The sequence below is a fragment of the Nocardia bovistercoris genome, assembly GCF_015674855.1.
GTDB lineage: Bacteria > Actinomycetota > Actinomycetes > Mycobacteriales > Mycobacteriaceae > Nocardia > Nocardia bovistercoris.
This window is the reverse complement of the sequence record NZ_JADMLG010000006.1, coordinates 55,508-75,444: the sequence shown is the minus strand read 5'-3', so window position 1 is coordinate 75,444 and position 19,937 is coordinate 55,508. Positions and strand designations below refer to the sequence as shown.

Sequence of the window (19,937 nt, the reverse complement as noted above, 5' to 3'; positions counted from 1 at the left end):
ATCGTCGTCGAGGGCGGTTACCTGAAGTCTACAGTGTAGTTCGTCAGTGTTGACAGAAGCGACTCAGCGACGGTTGCGAGGTGGGGGCGCGAGCGTCGCTGAGCCCCGTCCCGGTGTATGCATCGCCGTGGTCAAACCGGTCAGCAGGATGTCCATGCCGCGCTCCAGTTCGGCGGCTCCGTCGTAGGCGGCGAGCACCGGCGCGAGTCGGCGCACCGTGGGAAAGTCCGCCAGCGGTAGCCGGTACAGCCCGAGGCGCAGCACGTCGTCGGTCTCGTCGGGGCGCTCCACGACCTCCTGCAATTCGTTGAGCACATGCCCGTAGAGGTAGGCGAACAGCGCGCGATACACGTGCAACGCGTCGGTATCGGAGAATCCCGCACGTGTCAGCAGAGCGAGCACGCCCTCGAGCGGCTTGGTCACCGACAGCGGCTGTGATCCGAGCGGAATCCCGATCGGGCGGGTGACCAGCAGCGGAATCGCGCGCGGATGCCGCAGGGCCAGGCGGCGGAAATCCCTGGCGACCACGCGCAGGCGATTCGCCCAATCCGGATCGCTCGCGTCGACGTCCAGTTCGGCGAGCACCAGTTCGGCTATTCCGTCCAGAACCGCGGCTTTGTTGGGCAGGTGTCGGTAGATGACCATCGGATCACGGTCGACCGCCTCGGCGAGACGTCGCATGGACAGGGCGTCGACGCCGTCTCGGTCGATGAGATCCAGTGCCGCGTGCAGCACCGTCTCCCGTGTGATCGGACCGCGCGGCGCGTTGGGCGAGCGGCGGCGAGAACCGCCGCGCGGATCGGATGTTTCCGTCGGCACATCCACCTCCTGTAGGTCTACGATGTTGACATATGAGGGCGTGAGGTGTCTACTCGATGGAGCGAGGTGCGCCCGCCGTGTCGACGGTTCTACTCCTGCGACAGTTCGGGTCGGCGTCCTCTCATGCCGGTCGTGTTCCGCGATTTCGCGTGTGAACGAGAACAGGCGCGGCGCTCACAGGCCGAATCCGTGGTCGTCCGTCCGTGGCGCGGGCGGGAATCGCGATCTCGACCCCGTCCGACGAGTCGGCGGCGTGCCGGGGCCGATCGGCCCCACCGTGATCGGCTGATCACGAGACAGCAGGGAGAATCCGATGAACGTTTCCGGCGCGCGACGCCCGATCACCAACCACTACGACATGGCCACCGGCGATGATGCCCGGCGAAAGCGGCAACCGTTCGGGGATCCGACACGAACCCCTCGATTGACGCTGAGCTCACCCGCGGAATCCGACCCGCGCGAAGTCGACGGGGTGTGGTGGCCGTGGACCGGCAACCTCACCGCCGAGGTGCACGATCTCATCGCCGCGCTGACCTACCGGCTCGGCCCCACCGCGTGGATCCGATTCGACTGGAATCAGCTGAGTCTGGATCAACGTCGGGTGGACGCTTCCGACGACGTTCACGTCACCGGTCCGGCGTCCGACCAACCCGCCGATGTCATGGAACTGGCAGGCACCAACGGCCAACGAATGAGCCTGCTGGTTCTCTCGCACGACACCCCCGCCGACGTGGCGAACGCGGCGATGCGCCGAGTCGTCGTCGGCGGCGCCGCGGCGCCCGAGCCGTCACGATGACCTCTCGACAGACCAAGGAACACACCACGTGCACGAAGATCACTCGAAGCTGTTCAGTCGCCGGATAGAACCGGCTCGGACCGACCACGCGCCCCCGTCGCCGGACGCGGACCGTCCCCCGGTGTTCCGCGCCGCCGGACAACCCGCGCGGCGCGAGGGTCAGGACCGCTGACACACCGGCGGGGCGAGGCCGCTCGTCAGGTGAACGCGACACCGACGAGGTCGAGAAAGGCCGTGGCGGCAGGCGTCGGTCCCGCCGTGCTCCACACCAGATGTTCCACGCGCGTCGGACCTTCGCGCACGGGTATGGTCGCGATTCCGGTGAGTCGGGACGTGAAGGTGGCCGACAACAGGCCGATGCAGAGTTCGGCGCGAATGAGACCCGCCATGAGTTCGGCTGTCGTGACCTCGAAGGCGACATCGCGGCTCAGGTCCGCGGCCGCGAACGCCTGATCGGATTGGGCACGGCCGCCGCTTCCGGGCGGAAAGTCGACGAAGACCTCGGCGGCCAGCGTCACCATGTCGACTTCGGCGTGCTCGGTGAGGGGATGACCGGGGGCGACCACCGCGACGAGCCGGTCTTCGGCGAACGCGTGGCTGTGCACTCCCGAAGGTTGTTGCGACGCGGGAAGTCCGAGAAAGGCGAGATCGATCGCTCCGTCACGGACGAGTTCGGTCAACCGGCCGCTCGGCCCGTCCCGCAACCCGACCTTGACCTGCGGATATCGACGGTGGAACTCGCGCAACAGGTCCGGGATGTCGACGGCGGCGACGGTGGGAATCACCCCGATCGTCAACCGTCCGCGTATCTCACCGACGGCTGCGGCCACATCGGCGGCGGCGCGTTCGGCGGCCTCGACGCAACGCCGCGCCGCGGGCAACAGCGCCTCGCCCGCCGGGGTGAGGCGGACCCTGCGGCTGGTGCGGTCGAACAGCCGGGCGCCGAGTTCCTTCTCCAGTCGCGCGATCTGATGACTCAGCGCGGACTGGGCGACGAAGCACCGCTCGGCCGCGCGGGTGAAGTTCCGCGTCTCGGCCACGGCCAGGACGTACCGAAGGTGCTGCAATTCCATGGATCAATCGTGAATCACGATCAATCCGATCGCAATCATGTGTTGGACTCATCGACGGGTGCGGATCGAGACTGAGACCGTGAATTCGATCCCGAGCGCCGGGCCTGCGGCGCGCATCGCGAAAACCGCGCTCGCGCCGATGGTCTGGGGCACCACCTACGTCGTCACCACCGAACTGCTGCCACCCGGTCACCCGCTGTTCGCCGCGCTGGCGCGGGCGCTGCCCGCCGGACTGCTCGTACTCGCCTTCTCGCGCACCGCCCCGCGCGGCGAATGGTGGTGGCGGTCGGCGGTGCTCGGCGCGCTCAATATCGGACTGTTCTTCCCGCTGCTGTTCGTGGCCGCGCAGCGCCTGCCCGGTGGAGTCGCCGCGACGGTCGCGGCCCTCGCGCCCACCGTCGTCGCCGTGCTCGCGGTGCTGGTGCTGCGGGAACGGCCGTCGATCGCGCGGCTGGGATGGGCGGCCGCGGGCGCGGTCGGCGTCGCCATGGTGGTGCTCGGACCCGCCGCCCGCTTCGACGCGCTCGGGATACTCGCCGGACTCGGCGCGGCGGTGGTGATGGCCTTCGGGGTGACGCTCACCAAACTCTGGGGCCGACCCGACTACTGCGGGCCCGCCACGTTCGCGGGCTGGCAACTCACCGCGGGCGGGGTGATCCTGCTGCCGGTGACGCTGCTGGTCGAGGGGACGCCCCCGCCGGTCGATTCCGCCGCGCTGCTCGGCTACCTGTGGCTCGGACTCGTCGGCGGCGCGCTCGCCTACATCCTGTGGTTCCGTGGGCTGGCGGTGCTGCCGGTGACCTCGGTCGCGATCCTGGGCCTGCTGTCCCCGATGGTGGCCGCCGTACTCGGTGTGGTCGTGCTCGGACAGTCGTTCGGGCCGCTGCAACTCGCCGGATTCACCGTGGTGCTGGCGGCCGTGCTGGCGACCCAACTCACCGGTCGAACACGACCGTCTCGTGCGCGCGAGTTGCCGGAAAACGCTGCCGTATAACGCTTGTCGAAGATATCCGGCGAATGGAAGAACGAGATGACCACCGATGATTTCGTCAGGGCCCTCTACACCGAGGTCGATCGCCGCGACGCCGACGCGCTCGGGCGGTTCCTCCACGAAGACGTGGTGTTCCGCTTCGGCAACGCCGAACCCGTGCGCGGCCGCGCGGCCGTGATCGAGGCCAACCGCGCGTTCTTCGCGAGCATCGCGAGCATGCGCCACGAGTTCGACTCCATCGCCGCCGACGGGCCCCTGTCGGTATGCGAGGGCACCGTGCACTACGAGCGGCTCGACGCGACCACCACCGGCGCGCGATTCGCGACCTTCCTCGACATCCGCGACGGCGCGATCGTCGGCTACCGCGTCTACGCCGACATCACCGCGCTGCGATGAACCGCGTCGGCGTGTCCCGGGCGTGGCTCGCCGACAAGTCGCCGGCTAGGGTGGTACGCGATGGATATCGCGCTCGCCCCTCGTTCGCGGCTGTCGTCCGAAACGGATGAGCACGCACCGGACCCCCGCCGATGGCGCGATCGGCTCCGCGGCCGCGACGGCGTCCTGGTGGCCGCCTTCGCCGCGATCGTCGCGCAACTGCTGGTGCGCTGGTGGGTGGCGGGCAGCGGCTACTTCTACTGGGACGACCTGATCCTGTTCAGTCGCGCCGCGCGCTATCCGCTGCTGTCGGAGGATCTGCTGCTGTTCGACCACGACGGCCACCTCATGCCGATGGCCTTCGGCCTGACGAAGGTGGTCACCGAGGTCGCGCCACTGCGGTGGGCGCTGCCGGTCGCCGTGCTGCTCGCCATGCAGGCGGCGGCGTCGCTGGCGGTGCTGCGCATGGTGTTCGTCCTGGTCGGGGTGCGTCGAACGGCACTGATCCCGTTGGTGTTCTACCTGTTCGCGCCGCTGAGCCTCACCGCGTTCGCATGGTGGTCGGCGGCGCTCAACGCGCTGCCCCTGCAATTCGCGCTCGCGTGGGTGATCGGCGACGCGGTCCTGCTGGTGCGTACCCGGCGCGTGCGGCACGCGATCTCCGGCGTCGCGGTGCTCGTATTCGCGCTGCTGTTCTTCGAGAAGGCCGTGCTCGTGCCGGTCGTCGCGTTCGCGGTGGCGGTGTTGGTGTTCCATGTCGGCCGTCGCGAACGGCCGGTGCGCACGGTCGCCCGCCGCGGCGCGCCGCTGTGGATCGGCTCCGGGATCGCGGTGGCCTGCTGGGCGGGCGCCTATCTGACGGCGGTCGAGATCTCGGGCGCGCACCACAGCGTCGGTGACGTGCGCGGTCTGCTGCCTGGCGCGACCTCCTACGGTCTGGTGCCCGCGTTGCTCGGCGGGCCGTGGGTGTGGGAGCGCTGGCTGCCGTCCACCCCGTGGGCCGATCCGCCCCGGTGGGCGATGGTGCTGTCGTGGGCGGTGGTGATCGCCGCGGCCGCGTGGGCGGTGCGCGCGCGGCGACGCGTGGTCCCCGTGCTGATCCTGGCCGTCGGTTACGTGCTGCTGGCGCAATTGCCGGTGGCGTTGGCGCGTTCCGGGCCGAACACGGCGGGGGAGTTGATGCAGTCGCTGCGCTACTTCGCCGACGCCGCGGTGGTCGTGGCCGCCGCGATGGCGATCCTCGCCCGCGCCCGACCGCGACCGCGCACCGTGACGCCCGGCGCGCGCGTGGCCGTCGCGCTCACGGCCCTGTTCCTGGTGAGCTGCCTGATCTCGACGGTCACCTTCGTGCGGTCGTGGCGGGTGACGCCCACCGAGGGCTACCTCAACACCGTGCGCGCCGAACTCGAGCACTGGGACGGGGTGCCGCTGTTGGATCAGGAGGTGCCGTGGAACGTGCTCAACCCCACGGCCTACCCGGACAACCTGGCCGCACGGGTGCTCGCGCCGGTGGCGCCGCCCGGTCTGTTCGCCGAATCGACGACGCGCCTGCGCATGATCGCCGACAGCGGTCGCTTCGTGGACGCCGTGGTCTGGTGGAACCGCAGCGTCCTGCCCGGTCCCGACCCCGACTGCGGCTACCGCGTGCCCGGCCCGCAACCCGCGTCGCTGCCGCTGGACGGCCCGATGCTCGAACACGAATGGACCGCGCAGATCAACTATCTCGCCAGTGGCGAAGGCCGCATGACCGTGTCGCTCGAGTACGGGCGGGTGGTCACGGTTCCGGTGCGGCCCGGTCTGAACACGGTCTTCGTGCGGGTGATCGGCAGCGGATCGGCGCTGCGCGTCGGACCGGTCACGCCGGGGCTCGACCTGTGTGTCGGAGTCGGGCCCGTCGGCGTCGCCTCCTACGACTTCTGAACCCGCCGCCAGGGCGCTGTCCGATCCGGCCGCAACGACCGGTCTGTCGCTCGTGCGGAGCGTGTGCCGTGAACGTCAGCGCAACGGTCGATGGCCGGCGGTGGATACCCTCGAGAACTCTGTCGGACACGGGTTCGTGGTTCGGTGTGTCGTACGGGCATGTCGGCACCGGTTCCCACCTGCGGTGACGTGGTCGTTGAGATATCAAGTGCCGCAGTTCATCCGGGTCTCCGGGGTGGAATGTTCGGCCGGTCGGACGCGGTGTGATGCCGTAGGGTTTCGGCGCGCGGTCCTTCTCCGAAGTGTTCCCGCGCGGGTCCGTGGGTGTTCTCGGTCGAGGGAGATGTGGTGGCTGTCGATACGGCGCGTGAGGAACAGGCGATTCGCCGGGTGACCGACGGTCTGCTCGATACCTACGGCGAGATGCATTCCGTCCAACACGTGGAAGCCGCCATCGCCGCCGCGCGCAGCCGGTTCGCCGGGCATCCGGTGCGTGAGTTCGTGCCCATCCTCATCGAGCGTATCGTGCGGCTCGAGCTGGACTCCGTCGGCGAATCGGATGATGAGACAACGGTTTCCGGCACCGCCGCCCCGGCGCCCGCCGAGACCTCCGCCCGTCGGCCACCACTGCCGAGCAGGCGCGACGCGCTGATACTCGGTGGCGCCGCCGTCGTGGTCGGCGCCGTTGCCGTCGGTGTCGGGGTGCGCCGCGGTGGTGCGCCCGCGCCCGCCGCCGCATCCGAGGCGCCCGCGTCGAATGTGGTGCGCGGCGCGGTCGGATCGGAGAAGATCCCGTTCTTCAGCGACCCGAGGGTCGGTGCGGCATTGGCCGCGCACGGGCTGCGGGTCGAGGTCGAAGCGGCCGGATCACGCCAGATCGCGACCTCGCTCGACCTGAACGCCTTCGACTTCGCCTTCCCCTCCAGCGCGCCCGCCGCCGAACGAATTCTGCGCGCCCGCAACATCACCGCCAAGTACACGCCGTTCTCCTCGCCGATGGCGATCGCGACCTTCCAGCCGATCGCCGACCTGCTGACCCGCGCGAACGTCGTGAAGCCAGGCCCGGCGCCGACTTTCGACATCGGACGCTACCTGGAACTGGTGCGCGTCAACACCGAATGGGCGCAGTTGCCCGACAACACCGCCTACCCGGTGCGCAAGAACATCCTGGTCTCCACCACCGATCCGCGCACCTCGAACTCGGCGGCGATGTACCTGTCGATCGCGAGTTTCGTCGCCAACGACAACGCGATCGTGCAGGGCGGCGCCGCCGAACAGTCCGTGCTGCCGACGGTTTCGAAACTGTTCGTCGGCCAGGGATACACCGAGAGCACCACCGAAGGCCCGTTCCAGGAATACCTGACCTCCGGCATGGGCGCCACGCCCTTGGTGCTGATCTACGAGGCCCAGTTCGTGGAGGCGATCGCCCGCGGCCAGGTGAAACCCGGTATGGTGCTGACCTATCCGTCACCGACCGTGCTGTCCAAGCACACCCTCGTTCCGCTGCGCGCGGGCGGTGACCAACTCGGACGACTGCTCACCGGCGACCCCGCCCTGCGTCGCCTGGCCGCCGAACACGGCTTCCGCACCGGCGACGCCGCCGAATTCGCCACCGCCACCAAGGGAATGCCGGTGGCCGCCGACTTGATCGACGTCGTCGAAACCCCCACCTACGACACCCTCGAACACCTCCTCGACGGCGTCTCCAGAACCTACAACTGACCCGGGGAGGCGAGCAGTTCGGCGATCAGCCGCTCGGCGAATTCGGCGGGCGCGTCGGTGAAACCGCTGTGCCCACCGGGGAATTCGGCCACCTCGAGGCCGAGTCGCGCGGCCAGGTGCGCGGCGGGACGGTAGGGGAGATGGCCTCGGGTCTCGCGCCCCGCGCCCAACGTGAGACGGTCGGCGTGCGGGGCGAGCGCGTCGATATCCGGTCGGTGCGCGGTGAATCGGCGCAGCTCGTATTCCATCATCAGCGGGGCGTTCGCCGCCAGGCGCGTGACCATGTCCGCGGCGCGCGGCGGCAGGTCGGCGGGATCGGGGAGAGGACGCAGCGTTCCGCCGATTCCCGCCACGAAACAAGCGGAAGCCGCGGCCATTCCGTCGATGCGGAACCGTCGGTACACCTCGTCGACGAAGGCGTGATGATCGGCCGCGTCGGGCAGCACCGCGAAACAGGGCGGCTCGTGGGCGAGGACGCGATGCAGGATCCGCGGGTGGCGGGCCAGCAGGTCCATGGCCACGATGGCGCCGCCGCTGCCACCGAACACGTAGGCGGATTCGCCGTCGGGCAACAGGTGGGTGAGCAGTCGGTAGGCGTCGTCGGATTGGATCTCGACGTGCTGTTCGGGGGAGGTGTCGTGATCCAGGACGCTGTGGGAATACCCGCGCGGATCGAGGGCGACCACGGTGAACAGGGTGGCGAGCCGATCGGCGATCGGGTCGAAGATCACGGCATCGCCACCGCTGCCCGGCAGCAGTAGGAGCAGCGGACCGTGGCCGCGTATCTCGTAGTGCAGCGTGGCGCCGGGCACGGGCAGGGAGCCGACGTCGGGGGCGGTCACGGGTTCACCTGTGCGGCGGGCCACCGGGTGAGGGTCTGGTGCAGCGCGTCGACGACACGGTCCCACGAACTCGCCGTCGGTCGCGCGTGCCCGAATCCACCCGCGGCCTCGAGCGCGGTGAAACCATGGAAGGTGCTGCGCAGCAGGCGAACCGCGTCGGTGAGATCCGGCTCGCTCAGGTGGTAGCCGCGCAGCATTCCGTAGGTCAACTCGACGGCGCGCACCGCGCCGGGGAAGTCGACGCCGATGTCGGGGTCGAAGGGCGTCTGCGTCGCGGCGTAGCGGCCGGGATGAGCCAGCGCGTACTCGCGATAGGTGTCGGCGAACGCGCGCAACGCCGCCTTTCCGGAACGTCCCGCCACCGCGTCGGCGATGAGTTCGGACTTCTCGGCCGCCGCGGCCGCCGCGATTCTGGCCCGCAACTCCCGCAGATTCCGGACATGGGAATACAGACTCGCGTCCTTGACGCCGAACACCCGTGCCACCTCGGACATGGTGACCGCGTCGAAGCCGATCTCGTCGGCGAGTGCGGCCGCGACCTCGGTGATGCGGTCGGCCGTCAACCCGGCTCGTGCCATCATGATCCACCCCTCGAAAGCTAGGACTCCTAGTTTTTACCCTAGGGATCCTAGCTTCCACAACCCTTCGGGTGGGCTCAGGAGGTCTGGTGCGTGGACAGCCGTGCCGTTCGTGCGGTGTCCATGTAGTCGCGAAAGAGTACGACCTCACCGTCGCGTACTCGTATCACGTTGACGGACGTGCGAACTCGCTCTCTCGGCGCGTTCGGGCGACTCATGTCGACCTCGTTCTCCACGAGCACCACTTCGGGATCGGTCGTCTCGTACACCACGGGATGGATGCCGTGCACCTGGATATCGGTCAACCCCGACCAGCGTTGCTCGAGGTGCCGTCGAATCTCGTCGCGGCCCCGCAGGCGGGTCGGCATGCCGGGGACGGCGAACGGGATTTCGAAGACCGCGTCCGGGGCGAGTAGCGCGACGAACCTGTCGGCATCACGGGCGGGCAATTCCTGGAACAAACGCTCGACCACTTCGCGTGGGCTCTGCATCATCGACTCCTGACTATTCGGAACGTACGCCCCGTTTATGATCCGGAACGTGCGCCCCGTTTGTCAACGGCTCGACTACACTTCTCCTTCGTGACCGATTCGCGCGCGGAACCGAAGGCGTTGCGGGCCGACGCGCGGCGCAACAGGGACCGCGTACTCGCCGCCGCCAGAGCGGCTTTCGCGGCCGAAGGCATCGCGGTCCCGCTGGACGAGATCGCCCGGCGAGCCGGCGTCGGCGCGGGGACGGTCTACCGCCATTTCCCCACCAAGGAGGCTCTCTTCGAAGCCGCAATCGTGGACCGTGTCGAGCGCATGACCGCCGCGGCTCGGTCCCTCGCCGACGCCGAGGATCCCGGCGTCGCCTTCTTCGAATTCCTGGACCGCATGGTCGAAGACGGAGCCGTCAAACGCGACCTCGCCGATGCCGTGGGCGGCCACGACTCCGTGCGTTTCCTGGAACCGGCACGCGAACTACACGCCGCGCTCGCGGTTCTGCTCGAGCGCGCCCAGGATGCGGGCGCGGTGCGTTCGGACATCGACGTCGCGGACCTGATGCAGGTCCTCAAAGGCGCCTTCACCGCCGCCTACGCCACCGCGACCCCGCCGACCCACCGACCCCGCGTCTTCGACGTGGTGTTCGACGGCCTTCGTACGCGCTGACGTCGGTCGGGCCGGGGTGAGGTCCATGCTCCACGGCGTCTGAGGCCTGACCGCGCAGGAGGGACTCGGAGGTGTCGCGAACGCCGGACGCGCCGCGATACCCCCGCGGATCTAGGCTCCGACCATGACCGTGGCGCGCTCGATCCTGTTGTTCCTCCTCGCCGCGCTCGCCGAGATCGGCGGAGCGTGGCTGGTCTGGCAGGGCGTGCGCGAACACCGAGGAGCGGCCTGGATCGGCGCGGGCATCATCGCCCTCGGCCTCTACGGATTCGTCGCCACCCTGCAACCCGACGCGAACTTCGGGCGCATCCTCGCCGCCTACGGTGGCGTGTTCGTCGCCGGATCCCTGCTGTGGGGCATGGCATTCGACGGTTTCCGACCCGACCGCTGGGACGTTACCGGCGCGGCGATCTGCCTGATCGGGGTCGCCGTGATCATGTACGCGCCCCGGCCGGCTTGAACGTGTCCCGGGGCGCGGAAAAAGTTCACGGGGCGGCGATGAGTTCGGCGGACGCGGGCCGTCAGCACTGACGAACTCGGTTCCGCACGCCCGAAGGAGCGCCCATGACCCGAACCCCGACCACCCCGGTCACCGAACACACCTTGACCGTGCCCGACGGGACGCTGCACTACGAAGTGCGCGGAGACGGCCCCCTCATCGTGCTGGTCGGCGCGCCCATGACCGCCGACGCCTTCGCCCCCATGGCCGAGATGCTCGCCTCCGGCCGCACCGTGCTGACCACCGATCCACGCGGGCACGGACGCAGCCCGCTGCACGACCCGTCGCGCGACTCCACCCCGCCACTGCGCGCCGCCGACCTCGCTGCCCTCATCACCCACCTCGACGTGGGCCCCGCGATCGTCTTCGGATCCAGCGGCGGCGCGGTGAGCGCACTGGCGCTGGCGCAGGAACAGCCCGATCTGGTGACCACGGTCGTCACGCACGAACCGCCCTCGATCGCCCTGCTCGAGGATCGCGAACACCTCCGCGCGGGCACCGATAACCTGATCGCCACCTACCTGTCGGGCGATGTCCTCGGCGGCTGGCGCGGATTCTTCGCGCAGGCCTGCATCGACATCCCCGAACCGGTCCTCGCCCAAATGTTCGGCGGCGACCGCGATCCCGCCCAGGTCGCGAGCGAGAAGTACTGGTTCGAACACGAAATGCGCGCCACCACCACCTGGGAACCCGACATCGCCGCTCTCACCGCGGCCCCGACCCGCGTCATCGTCGGCATCGGCGCGGAATCCGCGGGCCAGATCTGCGACCGCACCTCCCGAGCTCTCGCCCACCACCTCGGCCTCGACCCCTACGTATTCCCCGGCGACCACACCGGATTCGTCGACAAGACCCCCGAATTCGTCACCCGCCTGCGCGAGGTACTGCGCATCGCCTGAGCACGAGCCGCGCTCGGCGCCCGCCCCGCTACCACCGCGAGCACTCGTCCGACCGAGCACCGCCGATCGGTGCGGCGCGCTCGGTTCGCCTCGCCGTCGCTCGCGGTGACCTTTCTCGTGGCGCCGACCCGTCTTCCACCCGGTGGTTCTCCGAGCGCGACAGCCTCGACAAATTTCTCCGGATCCCCTGGGGTCTTCTCACAATACGGCTGTGCAGCCGCGGCGTTGCCTCTGTGTCCGGTCCTAAACGCCCATGGTCGAAATGATGATCTGCCCGATTATCCCGCTCGCACATAGGTTTCCGATCCTGGCGTGACCCACGCTGATCACAGTCCGATCTCGCCGTGGACAAGTCGCGGAATTCGCGTACGGACTGCTGTATTGCTCGGAAAGGCAACTGATGAAGATTAGGGCAACGGGCCGATCAGGCCTACGCCGTTCACGATTGGCCGCGGTGGTCGGCGCCGTCGCGCTCGTCTCGGGCGTGGTCGCGGGCACCGTTCAGGCCGCGCCGGTGACGACGACACCGTCGACCACCGCCCCGTCGACGAGTGCGGCGCCGCCTGCGGCGAAACCCGCGGGCCAGGCGCTGACCGAACAGGACCTCGTCGACACCATCAACGCGGACGGCAAGGCCAAAGCGGTCGCGGAGTCCGGGTCCGCGTCGGGAAGCAGTTCCGGTTCGGCGAGCAGTTCGGCGAGCGACACCGTGGGGTACGGTCCCGAAATGACCGCGTGGACCGCGGCATACGTGCACGGTCTCAGCAATCCCAATGTCGCGCCGCCCGGCACCAACGACTGGAAATGTAAGCCGACCGCGGCGCATCCGCGCCCGGTGATCGCGGTGCACGGCACCTTCCTGAGCGCTTACAACACCTATGCGTACATGAGCAAGCCGATCAAGGACGCCGGGTTCTGCGTCTTCACCTTCAACTACGGCAAGTCGGATCTGCTGCAGGGTGGCGGGATCGGCGCGCTGCTGCCCGGTACCTACGGCACCGGCGACATCCCCACATCGGCCAAGCAGCTCGGAATCTTCGTCGACCGTGTGCTCGCGGCGACCGGGGCGAGCAAAGTCGATCTCATCGGCCATTCCCAGGGTGGCTCGATGTCCAGCTATTACACCAAATACGAGAACGGGGCGTCCAAGGTTCAGAATCTGATCGCGCTCGGGGCGACCTTTCACGGAACCGATCTCGACGGTATCGCCGGTCTCGGCCGGGCGATCAATAATATCGGCATCGATGTTCTCGGCATCGCTCAACTCCTCGTGGGGCAGAGCGGAATCCAGCAGACCATCGGATCCGATTTCATCAAGAAACTCAATGCCAACGGGGACACCGTTTCCGGAATCGAGTACACCGTCATCGGAACCCGGAACGACGAGATCACCACTCCGTGGGACTCGACATTCCTGAAGGCGGGCCCGGGAGCGACTGTCCACAACATCACCCTGCAGGACGGCTGCGGTGACGACGGCTCCGACCACCTGACCATGATGTACTCCCCGCGTGCGCTGTCGATTGTGCTGCGGGCGCTTGATCCGGCTGCCAATCCGAACCTGAAGTGCACATTCAACCCGTGGTTGATCGGGGGCGGCGGCAGGCTCTGACCTCGGACATCTCCGATGGCGGCGGCGCGGCGGACAGGTCGCGCCGCCGCTGTCGCGCCGGTGCGGTGACATTCGCGGCACCGCACCGGCTGTGAGCGGTCACGAAACCGTCCGGTCCGAGTCGGGAGGATGTAGAACGCTCGCGCGAACACCTTCGGCGCGGGACCGCCACCTGGCTACCGTGGGTTGTCTCGCGGAGCATTCGCAGTGACCGGAAGGAGCCGATCATGGCCATACGCGACGCGCCGCGGATCGGCCGCATGGCATCGGGGCAACCGTTCACCTCTCCGTTGCGGGATGTGCGGACCGTCTCGCGGAAGATGGTGGGGCACCTGGCCGACAATGTCCTGCCGTGTCGGCCCGCACCCGGCCAGCGGCTGAACGGCGAGGTCGCCACCGTCACTCGGCTGTGCCTGGACGTGGCGGTGCGCATGCTCGACGGTGAGGACGTCCCCGAGACGATCACCCGGCTCGAGGGCGTGGTGGAACAGTGGGCGCGGCAGGGCATCGCACTCGACGTCATCCAGCGGTCGGTGTACGAGACGTTCCGAATCGGCGCGGACCTGCTGCATTCCGGCGCAACGCCCGCGGATTTCGAGTCGGTGCGCGACAGCGCCCGACGGCAACTGGACATCCTCGAACTCATCACCACCACCATCACCCGCGCCTACATCCGCGAACTGCGTTCGGTCGTCGGCGAACACCACACCGCCGCGCACACGCTCACCACGGCACTGCTGAGCGGACACACCGATTCGGGTGTGGCGCGGCGCTGTGGGATCGACATCGCCGAGCGCTATCACGTTGTGGCCGTGGCCATCGCGCCGCACGACGAGGAGCGGACCCCCGGACTCGCGGCCGATATCGCGGCGCGGCGCAAACTGCGTCGCGTGCAGTCCGAACTCGCGGCGCGCTGCGGCGGTGCGGCGCTGGCATTGCTCGGCGTCACCGGCGGAACCGTGCTCGTGCCGACGCGCGCGTTCGGCGACGACGATCTCGACGACCTGATCGAGTCCTTGTCGACGGCGGCCGGGGCGCCCGTCACGGCCGCCACGATGAGCGCGCCGCCGGAGTCGATCCCGGACACCGCGCGCGAGGTGCACGACATGCTCGACACCGCGCGCACCATGCAGTTCCGGCGCGGCCTGTATCGGCTGTCCGATATCGCCATCCACCATCAGATGACCCGCCCCGGCCGTGCGCTCGACCATCTGCGCGAGGTGTTGGATCCGGTGGCCGAGCATCCCGAGCTCATGCAGACCCTCACCTGTCACCTGGCCAACAACCTCAATCGCCGCTCCACCGCCCGTGCGTTGGACGTGCACCCCAATACCGTCGACTACCGACTCAAACGCATCGGCCAGCTCACCGACTGCGATCCGACCCGACTCGACGGGCTCATCTATCTACACTCGGCGCTGATCGCTCGGATCGCGGGGGACGCACCCGCCGGGACGGGCGCGGCGATGCCGCCGACGGAAGTGGAAACTGACGGTCCGCCGTGAGCGGGCGCCGCTCTCGCGGGAGTTTTGTCGAATCGCTGACCAGATAAGTGTCCAGACACTATTGTCGGACATCTGTCCGGTCGTGTGGTTCGTTGCAGTCGGATCCTCGCCCGGTCACCCCGGCCTGCACCCCGCACCGTCCCCGCGGACGTGGCGGTGCGGGATCGCATCGGTCGGTGCCCGTCCCGAACGGCACGTCCGCAGTGAGGCAATTCGATGAACGATGTCGTTCACGGACTCGACGCAGCCGTCTGCGAGCGCAGATGGTGCTATCCGACCGCGATGGCGACCGTGCGGGGAAACCAGGGACTGCGGGACGCGCTCGACTGGGTGCGCGGCACCTCCCGCCGTGTCGGCGGCACACCGCTGCTGCGATTGCCCACCACCGTGTCGAGCGACTCGACGGTGCGCGCGTTCGTCGCGGACCACCGAGCCGTACTCACCACCACCGCCGCCGACCCCGTGCCCGACGGATGGCACGGGGTCGTGCTGGCCGTGTGGCCCGAGCGCGACGACCTCATCGACCTCGCCGACGACCCGCGCACCGCCGGATTGTGCGTCGTGCCACTCGAACTCGTCGACGTGGGCGCCTGGGCGACGCTCACCCGACCCGAACTGCTCGGACAATCCATGACACCGCGGCCGCCGACCGCGGTCACCCCCGTCACCGACCAAGCGCTGCGCACCCTGTCCCGACTGGTCTGCCACCCGGTCACCCTCACCTCGGCGCCGGACTGCCGCGACGCCACCGCCATCCTGGACATCCTGCGCGCCGCCCACCAGCCGTTCACCGCCGAAAGCCTCTACGCCTGGGCGCTGGCCAACGGCTGGCGCGCGGTGGGTGCGGCGCGGCTGGCCGAACTCGCCGACGACCACGGACACCGAGGGACACCGGACCCGCGCGGACACAACCCCTTCGATCCCGCCGTCGTCGACCTGTGGCGGGCCCGCGCCGCCCGCGGCGTGTGGTGATCGGCGACCCGACGTGCCACCGATCAGCGCCCTGCGCCTGAACATGACCAACACCGCCGACCCCGCCGCCGACCACGGTGCCCGCTACCGCGCCGCCCTCGACATGGCCGCCTACGCCGACAGCCACGGCATGACCGCCGTCAGCTGCGAAGAACACCACTTGGCCGCCACCGGTTGGCTGCCCTCGCCGCTGGTCATGGCCGCCGCCGTCGCGGCACGCACCTCCCGGATCCGAATCAGCGTCAACGCCTTGCTGATCCCGCTCTACGATCCGGTGAAGCTGGCCGAGGACATCGCCGTACTCGACAACCTGGCCGACGGGCGGTTCAGCTTCGTCGCCGGAATGGGTTACCGCCCCGAGGAATACGAGGCGCTGGGCCGGGACTGGGGAACCCGCGCCCGACAGATGGACGAATGCCTCGAAGTGTTGCTCGCCGCCTGGTCGGACGGGCCGTTCCGCTATCGCGGCCGAATGATCGAGGTCACGCCCAAACCGACCACCAAACCCCATCCGCTGATGTTCGTCGGCGGCATGAGCGCCGCGGCCGCCCGGCGCGCCGCCCGCTTCGGCCTGCCGTTCTCGCCACCGATGCCGATGCCCGAAATCGAAGCCATCTACACCGAATCGCTCGCCGAGAACGGGCGCCAGGGATTCGTGATGCGTCCGAGCGCGGGCAACACCATCACCCATCTGAGCGTCGACCCCGACGGCGACTGGCGCCGCTACGGACAGTATTTCCGCACCGAGGCCAACGAATACAGTTCGTGGCGTCGGGCGGGTGTGCCGCGGCCGCACGAGCAGTACGCGGCGACGAACGAGGATCTGCGCCGTCTCGGCACCGTCGAAATCCTCACCGCGGCGGAACTTCTCGCGCAGTGCCGCGCGGGACGCGGCGAGATCGCGATCAATCCGCTCATGGGCGGACTGCCGCTGGAAGCGGGGTGGGAGAGCCTGCGCATCCTCGGTTCGGAAGTGCTGCCCGCGCTCGCGCGGTGAGCCCGAGTCGCACCGGCCTGATCCGCTCGCCGAGACTCGGGCGACGGGCGCCGCTCGAGGATCGTCTGTGCCGCGGTCGGATCCGTCACAGCTGATCATGGGCCCGGCGGGCGCCTCGGGATCCCCGGGGACCGCTCAGGCGGGATGCACGATCATGACGGGGCAGGTGGCGCGCTGCAGGATCCAGGCGCTGGTCGAGCCGAGCAGCAGGCCCCGGAAACCGCCGCGGCCGCGGCTGCCGACGACGAGCAGTTGGGCGGTGGCCGAGTGGTCGGCGAGTATCCGTCGTGGTCCGCTGGTGACGACTTCACGGGTGACCCGCACGTCCGGATACTTCTCCTGCCAGCCCGCCAGCCGTTCGGCCAACAGGGTTCGCTCGGCGGGCTCGAGGGCGGCGATGGGTAGCCGCAGGTAGTCGGCCCCGGCGAACGCGCCTTCGTCGATATCGCTCCACGCGTGCACGGCGACCAGTTCCGCGGCGCGTTCGGAAGCCTCGGCGAAGGCGGCGGCGATGGCGGGTTCGCCGACCGGGCTGCCGTCGACGCCGACCACCACGGGTGCGCCGTCGCGCACGTCGACATCGGTGTCGTGCACCACCACGATCGCGCCGTGGCCGTGCGCGGTGACCTTCAGCAGCGTTGACCCGAGGTGGCGCGATGTTCCGACATCCGATCGCGCCCCCAGCACGACCAGGTGCGCGCTCTTCGACATCTCGATGAGCAACCGTGCGGGACCGGCTTCGGTCAGTTCGGTGGCGATGGTGACTTCGGGCGCGGCTTCGCGCGCCAGGCTCGCGGCCGCTACCAGGACCTGTTCGGCGTAGTCGTGCATAGCTGTGACGACCGAGGGGACCAGCACGTCGTAGGAGCCGAGCAGCGCGCGGGTGGCGGCGAGGTCGAGCGCGTGCACGATGTGCAGCAGCCGTCCGCGCCGGGCGGCAGTGCGCGCGGCCCAGCGGATCGCTTGGGCGCAGGCCGGGGTGCCGTCCACGCCGAGGACGATCGGGGCTGTCGCGAGCCGGTGCGGATCATCTTGCTTCGAGGTCATGACCGGGGCCCTTCGAATCCGAGGAGAATCGCGTCGAATCGAACGTTAGGTCGGTTTCGCGCCGCGGAATGCGGGCGTTGGTCCCCGAACGGTGGGTCGTTGTGCCCAGCCGGATGGGCTCGGCATCGGTGTCGGGCGCCCTCGACGGTGATGACCTTGTTCTCTGCCGCGACCGTCGCGTCGAGGTGATGCTCGCAATCACCGACATTCGCAGGCAGAAGTGGGAGGCCGGACATGACCGGGGTGACGACGATTCCGTTCCGACAGTGGTGGTCGACACGGTGGCGGGCGCGTCCGTGGAACCCGAATCCGCTCATGCGCGGATCGCGGCGGTGGGAGAGCGCGGCGCTGATTCTCGCGGTCCTCGCCTGCCTGCTTTCGGTGCCGGTCGCGGCCGCGCTCGGGACCGCCGCGTACTCGGCCGAGGCGTCGGCGATTCGAGCCGAACGCGCGTCGGTGTCGGTGGTCGATGGACTGATCGTCGACGAGCCGCGCCGGGTCGCCGGTGACGAGCGCAGGGCGACGGTGCGATGGGGTGACGGCGATCCGACTCGGACCGCCGTGGTTCCGGTCGGCCGGGTGCGCGCGAAGGGGGACCGCCTCGACGTGTGGTTGGACGCCGACGGCGTGCCGACCGACGCTCCGCGCGGGCCCGAAGCCGCGCCCATGACGGGGATCGCGGTCGCGGTCATCGTGATCGCCATGACCGTCGGGAGCGGATTCCTCGCGGTCGAGGGCACGCGACAGTGGTGCAGGCGACGTGACGCGCGACGTTGGGAACGGGAGTGGCTTGCCCTCGACAGCGTCGCCCACGATCGCCGCTGAACCCCGATGCCTCGGACGGGTTCAGGCCGGTGAGATACGGCGGCGGGCCGGCGCTCGGCCCCGCGCCGACCGAAGATTCCGACACCTGACGCGAGCTCGCCACAGATCGGGCAGTGCATCTCGCTGTGCGGTCAGGCGATCCTGATGACACACCGCTCACCGCGACACAGCCACGGAGGCCGTACTGCGATCGGGGGAGATGTCTATCTCGCCCGATCGCAGTACGGCAGGCCGATACCGCGGCGTCCGACTCGGCCGGGCGGAGTCGTTCGATGAGTTTCCGAGGCGATGCCGGCACAGTGGTTCGCATGCTGGCATGGCGAGTGCGCGAACCCGGTCCGGTCGACACCTCCCCGATCGAGGCCGATACGGCGCCGATGCCCGAGCCGGGGCGCGCCGAGTTGCTGGTGCGTGTCCTGGCGTGCGGTGTGTGCCGGACCGATCTGCACGTGGTGGAAGGCGACCTACCCGTACACCGGAAGTCGGTGGTGCCGGGGCACGAGATCGTAGGCGAGGTGATCGCGGTGCCTCAGGACAGCTCTTCGGAATTCGCGGTGGGGGATCGAGTGGGTATTCCTTGGCTGCGCCACACCTGCGGCACGTGCCGCTATTGCCTTCGCGGAGCGGAGAACCTGTGCCCGAACTCCCGCTACACCGGGTGGGACGCCGACGGCGGATACGCCGAATTCACCACCGTGCCCGCTGATTTCGCCTTGCCCCTGCCGCCGGGATACAGCGACGAACAGGTCGCGCCGCTGCTGTGCGCCGGCATCATCGGGTATCACGCGCTCCAGCGCGCCGAACTGCCCGAGGGCGGCGTGCTCGGCATCTACGGATTCGGCGGGAGCGCTCACCTCACCGCCCAGGTGGCACTGGCGCGACACGCCACGGTTCACGTGATGACGCGCGGCGCGGCGGCGCGTGAGCTGGCGCTCGCTCTGGGCGCGCACTCGGTGCACGGCCCGTCGGACCCGCCACCGGAACCGCTCGATTCCGCGATCATGTTCGCCCCTGTCGGTGAACTCGTGCCGCCCGCGCTGCAAGCGCTGGACGCGGGCGGCACGCTGGCGGTGGCGGGCATCCATCTCACCGACATCCCGGCGCTGAACTATCAGCGACACCTGTTCCGCGAGAAACAGATTCGCAGTGTCACCGCCAACACTCGCGCTCAGGCGCGAGAATTCCTGGACTTCGCCGGTCACCATCCGCTGCACGTGTCGACCCATCCGTACCGGCTCGAACACGCCGATCGTGCGTTGCGTGACCTCGCACACGGTAGGTTCGACGGCGCGGCCGTGCTCGTACCCTGAACAC

At 69.2% G+C, this 19,937-nt stretch carries 20 protein-coding genes; 14 read left to right on the top strand and 6 right to left on the bottom strand.

What is annotated here, in order from left to right; genetic code table 11:
• Positions 1-63: 63 nt before the first annotated feature.
• Positions 64-819 (bottom strand): TetR/AcrR family transcriptional regulator C-terminal domain-containing protein, encoded by a 756-nt coding sequence (locus IT779_RS16060; RefSeq protein ID WP_196150125.1) that lies wholly within the window; start codon positions 817-819, stop codon positions 64-66.
• Between the two features lie 313 nt (positions 820-1,132).
• On the opposite strand from IT779_RS16060, the gene IT779_RS16055 reads away from it, so the two are divergent.
• Positions 1,133-1,615 (top strand): DUF5994 family protein, encoded by a 483-nt coding sequence (locus IT779_RS16055; RefSeq protein ID WP_196150124.1) that lies wholly within the window; start codon positions 1,133-1,135, stop codon positions 1,613-1,615.
• A gap of 197 nt (positions 1,616-1,812) precedes the next feature.
• On the opposite strand, the gene IT779_RS16050 is transcribed toward IT779_RS16055, so the two are convergent.
• Positions 1,813-2,688, bottom strand: coding sequence for a LysR substrate-binding domain-containing protein (locus IT779_RS16050; RefSeq protein ID WP_196150123.1), 876 nt, complete (start codon positions 2,686-2,688; stop codon positions 1,813-1,815).
• Between the two features lie 79 nt (positions 2,689-2,767).
• Here IT779_RS16050 and IT779_RS16045 point away from each other — a divergent pair, with 79 nt between their 5' ends.
• The 4 genes from IT779_RS16045 (at position 2,768) to IT779_RS16030 (ending at position 7,696) form a co-directional block, all read left to right on the top strand.
• Positions 2,768-3,682, top strand: coding sequence for an EamA family transporter (locus tag IT779_RS16045; RefSeq protein WP_332838827.1), 915 nt, complete (start codon positions 2,768-2,770; stop codon positions 3,680-3,682).
• Between the two features lie 36 nt (positions 3,683-3,718).
• Positions 3,719-4,075 carry a nuclear transport factor 2 family protein gene (locus tag IT779_RS16040; RefSeq protein WP_196150121.1) on the top strand — a complete coding sequence of 119 codons (357 nt, stop codon included), beginning with the start codon at positions 3,719-3,721 and terminating at the stop codon, positions 4,073-4,075.
• Positions 4,076-4,135: 60 nt separating this feature from the next.
• Positions 4,136-5,974 (top strand): hypothetical protein, encoded by a 1,839-nt coding sequence (locus IT779_RS16035; protein WP_232541808.1) that lies wholly within the window; start codon positions 4,136-4,138, stop codon positions 5,972-5,974.
• 348 nt (positions 5,975-6,322) lie between these two features.
• The gene (locus tag IT779_RS16030; RefSeq protein ID WP_332838826.1) at positions 6,323-7,696 is read left to right on the top strand and encodes a three-helix bundle dimerization domain-containing protein; all 1,374 of its coding nucleotides are present in this window, start codon (positions 6,323-6,325) and stop codon (positions 7,694-7,696) included.
• On the opposite strand, the gene IT779_RS16025 is transcribed toward IT779_RS16030, so the two are convergent.
• The 3 genes from IT779_RS16025 to IT779_RS16015 all read right to left on the bottom strand — a co-directional run bounded on the left by IT779_RS16025 (position 7,687) and on the right by IT779_RS16015 (position 9,607).
• On the bottom strand, positions 7,687-8,538 hold the full coding sequence (locus IT779_RS16025; RefSeq protein WP_196150119.1) for an alpha/beta fold hydrolase: 852 nt from the start codon (positions 8,536-8,538) through the stop codon (positions 7,687-7,689). The two genes, IT779_RS16030 and IT779_RS16025, sit on opposite strands and share 10 nt — an antisense overlap.
• Positions 8,535-9,119, bottom strand: coding sequence for a TetR/AcrR family transcriptional regulator (locus tag IT779_RS16020; protein ID WP_332838825.1), 585 nt, complete (start codon positions 9,117-9,119; stop codon positions 8,535-8,537). The genes IT779_RS16025 and IT779_RS16020 overlap by 4 nt, the downstream gene beginning before the upstream one ends.
• A 74-nt stretch (positions 9,120-9,193) precedes the next feature.
• Positions 9,194-9,607 (bottom strand): nuclear transport factor 2 family protein, encoded by a 414-nt coding sequence (locus IT779_RS16015; protein WP_196150118.1) that lies wholly within the window; start codon positions 9,605-9,607, stop codon positions 9,194-9,196.
• Between the two features lie 90 nt (positions 9,608-9,697).
• Between IT779_RS16015 and IT779_RS16010 the strand changes: the two genes are divergently transcribed.
• The 7 genes from IT779_RS16010 (at position 9,698) to IT779_RS15980 (ending at position 16,751) form a co-directional block, all read left to right on the top strand.
• Positions 9,698-10,267 (top strand): TetR/AcrR family transcriptional regulator, encoded by a 570-nt coding sequence (locus tag IT779_RS16010; RefSeq protein ID WP_332838824.1) that lies wholly within the window; start codon positions 9,698-9,700, stop codon positions 10,265-10,267.
• Positions 10,268-10,391: 124 nt separating this feature from the next.
• Positions 10,392-10,727, top strand: a complete 336-nt coding sequence (locus tag IT779_RS16005) for a YnfA family protein (RefSeq protein ID WP_196150117.1) — start codon at positions 10,392-10,394, stop codon at positions 10,725-10,727.
• A 104-nt stretch (positions 10,728-10,831) separates the two neighbouring features.
• The gene (locus IT779_RS16000; RefSeq protein ID WP_196150116.1) at positions 10,832-11,665 is read left to right on the top strand and encodes an alpha/beta fold hydrolase; all 834 of its coding nucleotides are present in this window, start codon (positions 10,832-10,834) and stop codon (positions 11,663-11,665) included.
• A 400-nt stretch (positions 11,666-12,065) separates the two neighbouring features.
• Positions 12,066-13,277, top strand: coding sequence for an esterase/lipase family protein (locus tag IT779_RS15995; protein ID WP_196150115.1), 1,212 nt, complete (start codon positions 12,066-12,068; stop codon positions 13,275-13,277).
• A gap of 227 nt (positions 13,278-13,504) precedes the next feature.
• Complete coding sequence (locus IT779_RS15990) at positions 13,505-14,782, top strand: PucR family transcriptional regulator (protein WP_196150114.1); 1,278 nt, start codon at positions 13,505-13,507, stop codon at positions 14,780-14,782.
• A gap of 216 nt (positions 14,783-14,998) precedes the next feature.
• The gene (locus IT779_RS15985) at positions 14,999-15,754 is read left to right on the top strand and encodes a hypothetical protein (protein ID WP_196150113.1); all 756 of its coding nucleotides are present in this window, start codon (positions 14,999-15,001) and stop codon (positions 15,752-15,754) included.
• 13 nt (positions 15,755-15,767) lie between these two features.
• Positions 15,768-16,751 (top strand): LLM class flavin-dependent oxidoreductase, encoded by a 984-nt coding sequence (locus IT779_RS15980; RefSeq protein ID WP_196150112.1) that lies wholly within the window; start codon positions 15,768-15,770, stop codon positions 16,749-16,751.
• Between the two features lie 135 nt (positions 16,752-16,886).
• Here IT779_RS15980 and IT779_RS15975 read toward each other — a convergent pair whose 3' ends face one another.
• Positions 16,887-17,798 (bottom strand): universal stress protein, encoded by a 912-nt coding sequence (locus tag IT779_RS15975; protein ID WP_196150111.1) that lies wholly within the window; start codon positions 17,796-17,798, stop codon positions 16,887-16,889.
• A 234-nt stretch (positions 17,799-18,032) separates the two neighbouring features.
• Between IT779_RS15975 and IT779_RS15970 the strand changes: the two genes are divergently transcribed.
• Positions 18,033-18,623 (top strand): Rv1733c family protein, encoded by a 591-nt coding sequence (locus IT779_RS15970; RefSeq protein ID WP_196150110.1) that lies wholly within the window; start codon positions 18,033-18,035, stop codon positions 18,621-18,623.
• Positions 18,624-18,931: 308 nt separating this feature from the next.
• Positions 18,932-19,933, top strand: a complete 1,002-nt coding sequence (locus tag IT779_RS15965) for a zinc-binding alcohol dehydrogenase family protein (RefSeq protein ID WP_196150109.1) — start codon at positions 18,932-18,934, stop codon at positions 19,931-19,933.
• Positions 19,934-19,937 lie beyond the last annotated feature (4 nt).